This is a genomic window from Desulfomicrobium apsheronum, assembly GCF_900114115.1.
In the GTDB taxonomy this organism is placed as follows: domain Bacteria; phylum Desulfobacterota; class Desulfovibrionia; order Desulfovibrionales; family Desulfomicrobiaceae; genus Desulfomicrobium; species Desulfomicrobium apsheronum.
In genome coordinates this window covers 77,063-87,428 of record NZ_FORX01000020.1, presented here as the reverse complement: position 1 = coordinate 87,428, position 10,366 = coordinate 77,063, and the positions used below count along the sequence as shown (strand labels likewise).

Below are 10,366 nucleotides of genomic sequence, written 5' to 3'. Positions count from 1 at the left end.
ATGAGGCCAATAGACGGGGCTTTCGAGGCGAACGTAAACGGCAGCGCCACAAGAGCGGGAATTGCGGCGGATTCGCCGCCAGAAGATGGTCGGGACTTTGTTATCCAGTATCGGAACGTGCTCAAAGCCAAACCATTTTCGCGGCAGTATCGGGTCTTACCGAGGCCACTCTCCCGCCATTGCTGGACATGCGCCATCCAGCGAGCCGCGCGATTCTGTGCAAACTGAGTTTTCATGAAGACCTCCTTGAATTGGAGGCCCATTATCTCACATGAAAAATTTATGGATAGATGCGGACCTGTGAGCGCTTACGGAAAGCGTAAATACTGGTGGCCGGTTTGGAGGTAAACCGGAAAAAACGTTCCCGCTTCCACAAAATTGTCGCCTAGTCCGGATGGAAGAATTTGAGCTTTGCCGCGAAGCGGTATAAGCCGCCACTATCACGAATTGCGAGGGGGATTTTTATGAACGAATGCCGCATCAACCCATGCTGCCAGGACCTGAGTTCCTTCAAGGTCATGGACGTGCTGGAGCGGGCCTGCGCGCTGGAGAAAGAGGGCCGGGACATCGTGCATCTGCAGATCGGCGAGCCCGACTTCGACACGCCCGAGTGCGTCAAGGACGCCGCCTGCAAGGCCATCCGCGACGGCCGCTGCCAATATACCCATTCCCTGGGCATCATCGAGCTGCGCGAAGCCATCTGCGCCAACTACCATGCCAGATACGGCGTCGAGGTCCATCCCGACCAGGTGCTTGTCACCTCGGGCACCTCGCCGTCCATGCTGCTGGCCTTTTCGCTCCTGTTGCAGCCCGGCGATCGGGTCCTGCTCTCGGACCCAAGCTATGCCTGCTATCCCAATTTCATCCGTTTCACCGGTGCGGTGGCCGATTTCGTGCCCGTGCGCGAGGAAGACGGGTTCCAGTTCCGCGTCGATCAGGTCAAGGCTCGCATGAACGACGACGTGCGCGGCATCCTGGTCAACTCCCCGTCCAACCCGACCGGGACGCTGGTCAGCCCCGAGGTGTATCGCGGTCTGGCCGAGCTCGGCGTGCCGCTTTTTTCCGACGAGATCTACCACGGGCTTGTCTATGAGGGGCAGGAGCACACCGCTCTTGAATTCACGGACAACTGCTTCGTCTTCAACGGCTTTTCCAAGCTCTACGCCATGACCGGCTGGAGGCTCGGGTATGTCATCGCCCCCAAGGGCTACATGAAGCGCCTGCAGACCATGCAGCAGAATTTCTTCCTGTGCACCAGCTCCATCGCCCAGTGGGCGGGCGTTGCCGCCCTGACCCAGGCCGGCCCGGACGTGGAGCGCATGAAGGCCATCTACGATCAGCGCCGCACGTACATGATCGCCAGGCTGCGCGAGCTTGGCTTCGGCATTCGGGTCGAGCCCACGGGCGCGTTTTACGTGTTCGCCAACGCCAAGAAATTCACGAACGATTCCATGCAGTTCACCTTCGATCTGCTGGAGAGGGCCGGCGTGGGCGTGGCCCCGGGCGTGGACTTCGGACCTGGCGGCGAGGGCTACATCCGTTTTTCCTACGCCAACTCCATCGAGAACATCGAAGAGGGCATGCGCCGTCTTGAAAAATATCTGGGAGGCCTGAAATGAACATGGTCGAAGTGGCCCTGAACGGGCCGTGCTGTTCCGGATGCCTGGCCTGCGTGGAGCTGGCGCCGGAGATCTTCGCCTACGACGAGGACGCCCATGTAGCCGTGATTTTGCAGAACCCCTGCGAAGAGGATCTGGCCCGCAAGGTCGTGTCCTACTGTCCGGACGACTGCATTGAGATTATTGAATAGATGGCATTGAGAAAGAAGTGAAAAAGGGCGCTCCATTCGGGGCGCCCTTATACTTTGCAAGCATGCCGTGTTCAGGCGGCGCTTCGCGGGTTGACTTCGCGTTCCAGTTTTTCTCCAAGATTTTGTGCCGCGACTTCAAGTTCATAGTGTGATTGCAGGTTCATCCACGACTGCGGATCAACTCCAAAATAGCGACCGAGCCTGAGCGCCGTGTCCGCGCTGATGGCTCTTTTCCCGTGCACGATTTCATTGATGCGGCGAGGAGGAACGCTGATGGCCTTGGCCAGGGCGTATTGGGTGATGGCCAGGGGTTTCATGAAATCCTCCAGCAGAATTTCTCCGGGATGAATGGGATCAGGAATCAGGTGTGTCATGGTGCTTTGCTCCATTAATGATAATCCACGATTTCCACATCATGCGCATTACCGTCGCGCCATGTGAAACAGATGCGCCATTGATCGTTGATGCGTATGCTGTGTTGTCCGGACCGGTCCCCTGACAGGCTTTCGAGTCGATTGCCCGGGGGCACGCGAAGAAAGTTCAGATCGACCGCTGCATGCAATTGCAGCAGCTTGCGGAAGGAAACCCGGTGAATGTCAGGGGGAATTTTTCGCGATGTTCGCTCACGGAAGAGTTTGTCGGTTTCCTTGCAGGCAAATGAGACGATCATGCATCACTAATAACGCTTGGCGTTCATATTGGCAACTCCGCTTGACTGCCGGGCCAGGTTTCTTATTGATAAATTTTGTCATTTATTTGTGAATACAACCGGAGGCAGCCATGACCGCCATTTCGACCGATACCCTGGCCAACATCCAGTTCCGTCTGCACTGGGAGGAGCATGGCGTTGGCCATGAGGACAGTTTTTACGCTCAGAACGTGAACCTGTGGCGGGATGTTTTTCCTGCCGGGCTTGAAAAACAGATTCTGGGAATGACGGAAGGGGAATCCCGTCTTGTCGATCTGCAGCCCGGCGTGCATGTGCCGGTGCGGGACATGAGGAAGGTCATGACCGTGCCTCGCAAGGCATTCAAGGCCCCCGTTGGGGAAGCCTCCATCGAGCCGTTGCAGGGGCGATTCTATCCTCAGGGTGTGCTGCGCGGCTTGCCCGGCATCTACCCGCAGAACATCCAGCCCTTTCGTGTCATAAACACCGGCGCCGACACGCTGACCGTCGATCTCAATCATCCGCTGGCTGACGTGGAGGCGCGGCTTGAGATCACCCCTCTTGCGGTGTGGCCCAAGCAGGCGGAGTTCGGCGGGCAGTGCAAGGATTGGCTTTGCGCCCTGACCGACGGGCCGGGACTGAAGCGCAAGACGGACAGAGGGACGGATTTTGGCCTCGGCGTGCCTCTGGAAAAGCCGCTGGGTGTCGGCGACGCGGAATTCTACGCTACGCCGCGCAAGGTCCCGCACGTGGACAGTCAGTCGCGCGAGAACATTGCCAAGGTGTACTCGCGTCTTTTGCCCGGTCGGGAGAGGATTCTTGATCTCATGGCTGGATGGGAGTCGCATCTGCCCGGTGGTGTCAGGGCCACGGGTCTGGGCATGAACGCTGAGGAGATGAGCGAAAATCCGGCCCTGTCGTCCCACGTGGTTCATGACCTCAATGCCGACCCGAAACTGCCTTTCGCGGATGGTGCCTTTGACGCCGTGGTTTGCAGCCTGTCCGTGGAATACCTGACGAGGCCTCTTGAGGTCTTCGCCGAGATCGCGCGGGTGCTGGAAGCAGGCGGACTGTGCGTCATGGTCTTTTCGCATCGATGGTTCCCGGACCAGGCCGTGCGCATCTGGACCGAGCTGCATGAGTACGAGCGCGTGGCCCTGGTCTCGGAGTACTTCCGTCTCGGCGGCGGTTTCAAGGACGTGTTCACCCTTTCGGATCGTGGCTGGCCCCGGCCCATGGATGCCCGGGATCGCTACTATCCCATGATCCAGCATTCCGACCCCGTGCATGCGGTGTGGGCCGTGAAGCAGTGATGGCCGCTTGGAACCATTGAACAAAAATGAATGGCCGCGACCCCGAGGGAAGCGGCCATTCTCTTGTGCCCGGTTGTCCGGCTATTTCATTTCTTCCAGACGTTGCTGAATGGCTTCCAGTTGGGACTGCAGGGCTTTGACCTGATCTTTGAGCGTCTGTTCGGTGGCCGGGTCAAAGGCTTCCTGCCGCCCGAAGCGACCCTGCGGCCCTGCCGCGAAAAAGCGACGTCCGCGGCCTCTGCCGCCGCCGAATCCGAATCCACCGCCGCCAAATCCTCCGCCGTTCGCGTAACCCGGCGTCCCTGAACCGGAACAATATCCGGCTCCGCGTCCTGTCATGGAGCCCATGCCCATGGGTCCCGTTCCGTTACCAGCTGGCATCGCAGACCTCCTTCCCGTTTTTTACGGGAGCAGTTGTGTGAAAATTGTCCGTCATTTTTTCTCAAGGGCGAGGCGCATGTATCTGCCGAGTGCCTCGTGCAGCGTCGAGACGGCCAGAAAGGCACAGTGGTGATGGTCCTGGGGGATCTGTCCGGCCCGGGCCAGGACCATCTCGCCGCTGATGTCGAAAAGCTCTTCGGCTGTCTTGCCCACGGCCATCTCCGCCGCAAGGGAACCGCAGACCACACTCGGGCCGCAGCCGTCCGTTTCAAAGGATGCCGCGCCGACCCGATCCCCGTCGAATCTGAGCGAGATGACCATGCTGTCGCCGCAGGTGCCGCGTAGTTCCGCCGTGCCGTCGGCGTCGGGCATGGAGCCCATGTTGGGCGGGTTGACCCAGCGCTCGTAGGCTTCCTCGCCCCAGGCCGCGCGCGTGTCTTCGTTTATCGTGTTTTGCATGGCCTCAATGATGCGGTCCAGATCGTCGCCCATGAAAACCCCTTCTGTGTTTATTCGATCACTTCCGGAACATATCCATGCGGCAGGTGCGCAGTGCCCTTGACGCAGGGGATTCCAGCCGCATCGGCGGCCTGGTGGACGAGCCGGTCCACATCCTCGCAAAAGCCGTCTCCCAGCGCCCAGCCATCCTTCTCCTTGCGCGAGAACAGGCAGGTGCAGAAGTGGACGCGTTCAGCGCCCTTGCTTTTGAGTATCCTGGCCATGTCTGCCACGTTTTCTCCCGGACATCGACAGGTGAAAACGCCCGCGATTTCCGGCTCCTCGCAGCCCGCAAAGCCTTCCGCAGCGGAGGAGAGCGCCTTGAAACAGGAGGTCAGAGGGCATTTTGCTTCATTTTTTTCGCAACGGATGAGGCCTATTTTGGACATTGTTCCTCCATGTGACGATTGGACGGATGCAGCCGCGAGGGCCGCTTGGATTGATACATCAAGCTCGACATTTTTGGGCGGACCGGGCCACCTTTGTTCTTGGTCAATTCATGCAAAGCAACACTGATGCCATCGCGACGCTGCCTTGAAAACACGCTGCAATGCCCGGTTGCATCAGAGATCGCGGGGATTTTAAGGGAGATTACGCGAGGTCTGCGGGGCGATGCCGCAACCCAGGAAAGAAATTACAGTAGCGCTGTCGCAACTCTCTTGCGCCGACAGTCCGGGTCGCAGGCCCGTGTGGTCAGGATGAGCCTGTCCGGCTCGCGATCAGGGCCTTGGCGCAGCCGGTGCCCATAATGGTGGCGCAGCCTGCCAGTTGCAGGCCGGACAGGTTTTCTCCGAACAGGGACCAGCCGAAGAAGACCACGGCCAGGGGTTCGAAATAGGCCAGGGTGCCAAAGGTGGCGGCGGGCAGGCGGCTTAGGGCCGCCACGGCGAAGGTGATGGCCAGGAAGCCTGGGATCAGGCCCGTGGCCAGGAGCCAGAGTCCGTTTACTGGGGTGATTTCGGGCCGGGTGTGCAGGAAGAAGGGCAGCATGACCAGGGCCCCGACCAGAAGTTGATAAAAGGCGCGGGTCATGACCGGGACGTGGGGCCGGATGCGGCGGTTCATGAGGATGAAGCTCGCGTAGCAGAGCATGGCCAGGGCTGCCAGGCCCAGGCCCGCCGCATGGTTCGAGCCGTCCGCGAAATCGAGCCTGAATTCCATCATGGCCGCGAAGCCGAGCATAGCCAGGCCGATGAGAATCCAGCCTGCGAGATTGAGCCGCTCCCTCATGAAACAATGCGCGAAGATCGATGCCGCGACCGGGGCCAAATAGACGAGCATGATGGCGTTGGCCATGGAGGTCAGGTTCATGGCCTGCACGTAGAAGATGATGAACCCGGCCAGGAGCGCCCCGTTGACGATCACGGGCCAGGTCGGCCAGCGTCTGAGCGTCCCGGCCTGGCGGGTGGCCAGGAGGAAGATGGCCAGGAATCCGGCTCCGAGCAGGAGGCGGAAAAAGGTGATGGTTTCGGCGGGCAGTTCGGTGATTCTGGAGAAGACGCCGATGGTGCCCATGAACAGGGCCGAGAGGATGGCCAGGGTGATGCCGGTGGTGTCCATGGGGAAAATTTCTCCGTAGCAAAACGGGATAGGCCGGAACGCGTATCAAGCGTTCCGGCCCTTTTTTTATTCGAGGATATTGACCGTGGCCGGGCCCCTTTTGACGGGGCGGTGATACTGCACGTCCGGCCTGCCGAAGAGCAGCGCGTAGCCGATGGAATGATCGGCCGGGATGCGCAGGGTTTCTCGAAGCTGCGGGCAAATGGCCAGAGCCATCATGAACATGCCGTCCCAGAGGGTGCCGAGGCCATGGGCGCTGGCCAGGAGTTCGAAGGTGGTCAGGGCGATGTGCGCGTCCTGCACCGCGCAGGGCACGCCGGGCGGGGTGCTCGTCAGCAGCATGTGCGGAGCGCCCCGGAAGATGACGTCGCGGCCGTGCGTCCGCCATGCCTTCACGGCGAAGCCCAGGTACTGGGAGATGATCCCTTCCGGCAGCTTTCCGGCATCGGCCAGAGCTCCGAGGCGGTCCAGGGTCTCGTGGCGCAGGGTGTCCATGAAGGCCTTGTCCCGGACCACGGTGAACACGACGCCCTGGGCGTTGACCCCGGTCGGCGCGTGGCAGGTGGTATCGACGAGTTCGTCGATGAGGGCCTTGGGAACGTTTTCGTCCTTGTAGCGCCGCACGGAGCGACGCCATTTGATCAGGTCGGTCATCTGCACAGAAGAGGGCAGTTCTTTTTCCATCGCGCCGTCCTCGGCCGTCAGGCCCAGGATGGACACGGCCCCTGTCGGGCAGACGGTGTAGCAGTGCTGGCAGCGGTAGCAGCGCCCCTCGTCGGTAATCTCGGGGAACTCCTTCATTTCGATGATGCCGGCCGGACAGTCGGCCGCGCATTCGCCGCACTGGATGCACTTGTCCTTGTCGATGTGAAAGTCGATCATGGTCGTCCCCCTTATTCGCTCACGGTTTCCAGGGCCGGAAAGCTGTCCAGATGCGGTTTGATGGCCGCTCCCAGCCAGGCGATGGTCTGCCCCAGATTCTTCATGTTGCCAAGCCCTTCGGCATCCCCCTCGACCTCGCCCTTGTCGCGGCCGTAGCCCATGTTCCAGTACACCGAGCCGGGAATGAGCATCTGGTTCATGAGGAACATGTGGTTGATGCTGTCATAGACGTGGGTCGCGCCGCCGCGCCGCACGGCCACCACGGCCGCCCCGATCTTGCCTTTGAAGGCGCGGTCGTTGGCCAGGGCGACGAGGCCCGCGCGGTCCATCAGGGCTTTGAGTTCAGCGGAGACATCGGCGAAATAGGTCGGCGAGCCGAAGATGAGGGCGTCGGCGCGCAGGAGTTTTTCCATGATTTCGTTGAAGACGTCCTTTTTCATGGAACATTGCCCATTCTTGCGCACGAAGCACTTGTAGCAGGCCTGACAGCCCCGGATATTCTGTCCGCCGACCTGCACCAGTTCCGTTTCCCAGCCCGCCTTTTTGAGGGGTTCAAGGGCGTGGTTCAAGAGGATTTCCGTGTTGCCGCCCTTGCGCGGGCTGCCGTTGACTGCGACTACGTACATATTTTTCTCTCCTTGTTTGGATTGACTGCGTGATGCAGGTCCGGATAGATCACATGTCTGCGATTATGAAAAGTACTGTCTATAATGTGCGGTACATACATGGAGTATAGTAATGGACGAAAACCAGCCTCGGCCCTGCAAGATCAAGGAAATCTCCGGCAAACGCTACCGCTGCTATTTCGAGCTGACCCTGGCGGTCATCGGCGGAAAATGGAAGCCCATCATCCTTTACCACCTGTCCCTGGCCGAGGCCGTGCGCTTCGGGGAGCTGCGCCGGGGCATGGCCGACGTGACCGAGCGTATGTTGACCCGGCAGCTGCGCGAATTGGAAGCCGACGGGCTGGTACACCGCGAAGTCTATCGCGAAGTGCCGCCCCGCGTCGAGTATTCCCTGACGGACATGGGCCGCAGCCTCATCCCGCTCTTGCTGCAGATGCGGGCCTGGGGCGTGGATTACGAGAAGTTTTTGGGTGCGGACGTGATTTTTCAGTAGGACGGGTACGAACGGCCGGATATGACGGAGGGGGAGTGCGTACAGGCCGTTTGCACGGGCAGTGCTTGAGGGGCGGAGCGCTCAGGACAAGCTGGTGTCGTGCTGTGCTATTTGATGAGTCTGTCGAGCAGAATGTCTTCGACATTACGCCTCGAATCGATGACTGACAAAACAAAAACCGTTGTGTCCGAGACCCTGTAGACGATTCTCCACGGGGCGACGATGAGTTCGCGGTACGTCTGTATGCCCTGTTCTTTCAATTCCGGAACGATCCTGCCTTGATCCGGCATGGCTTTAAGTTCCGCTGCCCGCTGTCTGATCTTGTGAAGAATGTGCAGCGCATCGTCTGGGCTGTCCTGGGCGATATGGTCGATGATCTGCTTGAGATCGTTGCGGGCCACGGCGGCCCAGACGACGTGATGCGTCCTGTTCATTTCATGGCTGCCTTCAAGTCGTCTTCAAGGGTGTCGAAAACATCGTCGTGCCCCACCACGCGTCCTTCCCTGACGTCGGTTTCACCGGCTGAGATGAGTTTCAGCAGGCCGATGGCGTTGCGCATGTTCTCGTAACTCTTCGGGTCCTGCAATACGGCTCGCGGTTCGCCATTTTGGGTTATGATCACGGGCCGATGCGTCTCATTGATCTGATTGAGAAGCTCGGCTGCCCGAGACTTCAGATAGGTCACGGGCTTGATGTCGTTGGTGATGTTCATGCTGGTTCCCTCCGGTCTGTAAAGAGTGCCATATTCGGACCGGAAGTCAAGACGTGGCGCCTCCGTATTTCGGATGCTCCAGAAGTTTGGGGCTCTCGCTAGCGCGGAACCATGAGGAAGGTCACGACCACGCCCGCCGGAATGAGCAGAAGGCCGGGCACAAGGATGCGCGGCAGGAGCTTGCCCGGGTCCTGATGGAAGTAGTTGCAGGTCATCAGGTAGCATATGTGCATCGGCGAGGACATGATCCCCGCGTATCCGGCGTACATCCCAAGGCTCAGGATCACCGGGATGAGATGGGGCTGGCCTGAGGAATGGGCGAGTCCGAAGAGCAGCGGGAAGGTCGCGCCCACGAAGGCGATGGTCAGACCGGCCACAAAGCCCACCAGAAAGGGCAGGACGATGGCCATGACGTAGATCGCGCGGCCTCCGCCGAGGGTCTGCGCCAGGACGTCGACGACGTGGCCCTGGTGCAGGATTTCCTTGAAGATGAAGATGGCGCCGACCACGGCCAAAAGGGACATGGTGTTGTCCTTGCCCGCCTCCCGCAGCACCGCCGTCCATTTGGCCTGGGCCATGAACAGGCTGACCCCGGAGGCCAGGATCAGGGCTGCGATGACCCCGTATTCCATGGGCCTGCCCGGCCAGAGCACGGCGCAAAGCCATTCTCCGCCGATGGATCCGGCGATGGCGGTGAAGAGCGGGAGGCCTCCGAGCCAGTCCCGGCCATTGCGGGACTTGGCCGCGATGGCGGGCAGCCGGGGCGCGTTTTTCAGGGCCGGGCGCAGGATCAGGAGCCAGCCCAGGGCGATGGCCACCAGCGGGCCCGCCCAAAGCAGCGCGACGATCCCGGTCACCGGGATGCCCGCCAGGGAGGAAGCCAGGATCAGGCCGGGATACAGGGGCCAGGCCAGCTCCCAGATGTGCCGAAACCAGTAGTTGATGAGGGCCTGGTCCCTTTGGGGAATGGCCAGTTCCGAGGCCGCCTTTTCGACCATGGGCGCGGAGAAGATGGCCCCGCCGGGCATGGGCAAAAGGCCGATCAGCGCCGGAAAAAAGACCAGCAGCAGCGAGCGGGAGCGGATTTGGGCGCGGATGGCGCGCATGAAGCGCTCCGACTGGCCGGAAGCAGAATACAGGGCACTGAAGGCCAGGATGACGGCGATGATGGCGCAGAGCACAAAGGTCTCTTCGGTCAGGAGCGCATCAGGAATGGCGCCAAGCCAGGCCAGGGGCGAGAGGCCAAACAGCAGGGCCAGCACGAAGCTGCCCGCCAGGATGGACAGTCCCAGCCCCAGCTTGAGACGGATTCCCGTCAGCATGACGGCGAAGACGAAGACGATGGAAAAAATTGCGGTCATTGGGTCCTAGCTGACTGGAAAACTACAAATTTCCAGGCTGCTTAAAAATGGTGAGATGCGAGG

General features: G+C 60.4%; 16 protein-coding genes. 4 read left to right on the top strand and 12 right to left on the bottom strand.

Annotation, left to right across the window (positions count from 1 at the left end; translation table 11 throughout):
- On the bottom strand, window positions 1-236 hold a 236-nt coding region (gene tnpA, locus BMZ40_RS19820), incomplete at its 3' end, for an IS66 family insertion sequence element accessory protein TnpA (protein WP_425429368.1).
- Between the two features lie 228 nt (window positions 237-464).
- Between tnpA and BMZ40_RS16135 the strand changes: the two genes are divergently transcribed.
- The gene (locus BMZ40_RS16135) at window positions 465-1,619 is read left to right on the top strand and encodes a pyridoxal phosphate-dependent aminotransferase (protein ID WP_092378237.1); all 1,155 of its coding nucleotides are present in this window, start codon (window positions 465-467) and stop codon (window positions 1,617-1,619) included.
- Window positions 1,616-1,810 carry a ferredoxin gene (locus BMZ40_RS16130; protein ID WP_092378234.1) on the top strand — a complete coding sequence of 65 codons (195 nt, stop codon included), beginning with the start codon at window positions 1,616-1,618 and terminating at the stop codon, window positions 1,808-1,810. Before BMZ40_RS16135 ends, BMZ40_RS16130 begins: the two co-directional genes overlap by 4 nt.
- A gap of 71 nt (window positions 1,811-1,881) precedes the next feature.
- Here BMZ40_RS16130 and BMZ40_RS16125 read toward each other — a convergent pair whose 3' ends face one another.
- Window positions 1,882-2,184 carry a HigA family addiction module antitoxin gene (locus BMZ40_RS16125; protein ID WP_092378240.1) on the bottom strand — a complete coding sequence of 101 codons (303 nt, stop codon included), beginning with the start codon at window positions 2,182-2,184 and terminating at the stop codon, window positions 1,882-1,884.
- A gap of 14 nt (window positions 2,185-2,198) precedes the next feature.
- Entirely contained in the window at window positions 2,199-2,480 is a 282-nt protein-coding gene (locus BMZ40_RS16120; RefSeq protein WP_092378231.1) for a type II toxin-antitoxin system RelE/ParE family toxin, read from the bottom strand.
- Between the two features lie 110 nt (window positions 2,481-2,590).
- On the opposite strand from BMZ40_RS16120, the gene BMZ40_RS16115 reads away from it, so the two are divergent.
- Window positions 2,591-3,790, top strand: coding sequence for a methyltransferase domain-containing protein (locus BMZ40_RS16115; RefSeq protein WP_092378228.1), 1,200 nt, complete (start codon window positions 2,591-2,593; stop codon window positions 3,788-3,790).
- 81 nt (window positions 3,791-3,871) lie between these two features.
- Here BMZ40_RS16115 and BMZ40_RS16110 read toward each other — a convergent pair whose 3' ends face one another.
- From BMZ40_RS16110 to BMZ40_RS16085, 6 genes are all read right to left on the bottom strand, one after another.
- On the bottom strand, window positions 3,872-4,171 hold the full coding sequence (locus BMZ40_RS16110; protein WP_092378225.1) for a DUF5320 domain-containing protein: 300 nt from the start codon (window positions 4,169-4,171) through the stop codon (window positions 3,872-3,874).
- Between the two features lie 51 nt (window positions 4,172-4,222).
- The gene (locus BMZ40_RS16105; protein ID WP_092378222.1) at window positions 4,223-4,663 is read right to left on the bottom strand and encodes an iron-sulfur cluster assembly scaffold protein; all 441 of its coding nucleotides are present in this window, start codon (window positions 4,661-4,663) and stop codon (window positions 4,223-4,225) included.
- 17 nt (window positions 4,664-4,680) lie between these two features.
- Window positions 4,681-5,058: a CGGC domain-containing protein gene (locus BMZ40_RS16100; protein ID WP_092378220.1), complete on the bottom strand. Its 378-nt coding sequence runs from the start codon at window positions 5,056-5,058 to the stop codon at window positions 4,681-4,683.
- Between the two features lie 304 nt (window positions 5,059-5,362).
- Window positions 5,363-6,229 (bottom strand): DMT family transporter, encoded by an 867-nt coding sequence (locus BMZ40_RS16095; RefSeq protein ID WP_092378217.1) that lies wholly within the window; start codon window positions 6,227-6,229, stop codon window positions 5,363-5,365.
- Window positions 6,230-6,295: 66 nt separating this feature from the next.
- Window positions 6,296-7,111, bottom strand: coding sequence for a nitroreductase family protein (locus BMZ40_RS16090; protein ID WP_092378214.1), 816 nt, complete (start codon window positions 7,109-7,111; stop codon window positions 6,296-6,298).
- A gap of 11 nt (window positions 7,112-7,122) precedes the next feature.
- Window positions 7,123-7,737, bottom strand: coding sequence for a flavodoxin family protein (locus tag BMZ40_RS16085; protein ID WP_092378211.1), 615 nt, complete (start codon window positions 7,735-7,737; stop codon window positions 7,123-7,125).
- A gap of 112 nt (window positions 7,738-7,849) precedes the next feature.
- Here BMZ40_RS16085 and BMZ40_RS16080 point away from each other — a divergent pair, with 112 nt between their 5' ends.
- On the top strand, window positions 7,850-8,230 hold the full coding sequence (locus BMZ40_RS16080) for a winged helix-turn-helix transcriptional regulator (protein WP_245751129.1): 381 nt from the start codon (window positions 7,850-7,852) through the stop codon (window positions 8,228-8,230).
- Window positions 8,231-8,337: 107 nt separating this feature from the next.
- Here BMZ40_RS16080 and BMZ40_RS16075 read toward each other — a convergent pair whose 3' ends face one another.
- From BMZ40_RS16075 to BMZ40_RS16065, 3 genes are all read right to left on the bottom strand, one after another.
- Window positions 8,338-8,664, bottom strand: a complete 327-nt coding sequence (locus tag BMZ40_RS16075; RefSeq protein ID WP_092378208.1) for a type II toxin-antitoxin system RelE/ParE family toxin — start codon at window positions 8,662-8,664, stop codon at window positions 8,338-8,340.
- A complete protein-coding gene (locus tag BMZ40_RS16070) occupies window positions 8,661-8,942 on the bottom strand; it encodes a type II toxin-antitoxin system Phd/YefM family antitoxin (protein WP_092378202.1) in 282 nt (93 codons plus the stop codon). The genes BMZ40_RS16075 and BMZ40_RS16070 overlap by 4 nt, the downstream gene beginning before the upstream one ends.
- A 98-nt stretch (window positions 8,943-9,040) precedes the next feature.
- Window positions 9,041-10,303, bottom strand: a complete 1,263-nt coding sequence (locus BMZ40_RS16065) for a DUF401 family protein (RefSeq protein WP_092378198.1) — start codon at window positions 10,301-10,303, stop codon at window positions 9,041-9,043.
- Window positions 10,304-10,366 lie beyond the last annotated feature (63 nt).

Coding starts and splice junctions, on each gene's coding strand:
- BMZ40_RS16135 (WP_092378237.1), top strand. CDS start 465: ATGAACGAATGCCGCATCAACCCATGCTGCCAGGACCTGAGTTCCTTC.
- BMZ40_RS16130 (WP_092378234.1), top strand. CDS start 1,616: ATGAACATGGTCGAAGTGGCCCTGAACGGGCCGTGCTGTTCCGGATGC.
- BMZ40_RS16125 (WP_092378240.1), bottom strand. CDS start 2,184: ATGACACACCTGATTCCTGATCCCATTCATCCCGGAGAAATTCTGCTG.
- BMZ40_RS16120 (WP_092378231.1), bottom strand. CDS start 2,480: ATGATCGTCTCATTTGCCTGCAAGGAAACCGACAAACTCTTCCGTGAG.
- BMZ40_RS16115 (WP_092378228.1), top strand. CDS start 2,591: ATGACCGCCATTTCGACCGATACCCTGGCCAACATCCAGTTCCGTCTG.
- BMZ40_RS16110 (WP_092378225.1), bottom strand. CDS start 4,171: ATGCCAGCTGGTAACGGAACGGGACCCATGGGCATGGGCTCCATGACA.
- BMZ40_RS16105 (WP_092378222.1), bottom strand. CDS start 4,663: ATGGGCGACGATCTGGACCGCATCATTGAGGCCATGCAAAACACGATA.
- BMZ40_RS16100 (WP_092378220.1), bottom strand. CDS start 5,058: ATGTCCAAAATAGGCCTCATCCGTTGCGAAAAAAATGAAGCAAAATGC.
- BMZ40_RS16095 (WP_092378217.1), bottom strand. CDS start 6,229: ATGGACACCACCGGCATCACCCTGGCCATCCTCTCGGCCCTGTTCATG.
- BMZ40_RS16090 (WP_092378214.1), bottom strand. CDS start 7,111: ATGATCGACTTTCACATCGACAAGGACAAGTGCATCCAGTGCGGCGAA.
- BMZ40_RS16085 (WP_092378211.1), bottom strand. CDS start 7,737: ATGTACGTAGTCGCAGTCAACGGCAGCCCGCGCAAGGGCGGCAACACG.
- BMZ40_RS16080 (WP_245751129.1), top strand. CDS start 7,850: ATGGACGAAAACCAGCCTCGGCCCTGCAAGATCAAGGAAATCTCCGGC.
- BMZ40_RS16075 (WP_092378208.1), bottom strand. CDS start 8,664: ATGAACAGGACGCATCACGTCGTCTGGGCCGCCGTGGCCCGCAACGAT.
- BMZ40_RS16070 (WP_092378202.1), bottom strand. CDS start 8,942: ATGAACATCACCAACGACATCAAGCCCGTGACCTATCTGAAGTCTCGG.
- BMZ40_RS16065 (WP_092378198.1), bottom strand. CDS start 10,303: ATGACCGCAATTTTTTCCATCGTCTTCGTCTTCGCCGTCATGCTGACG.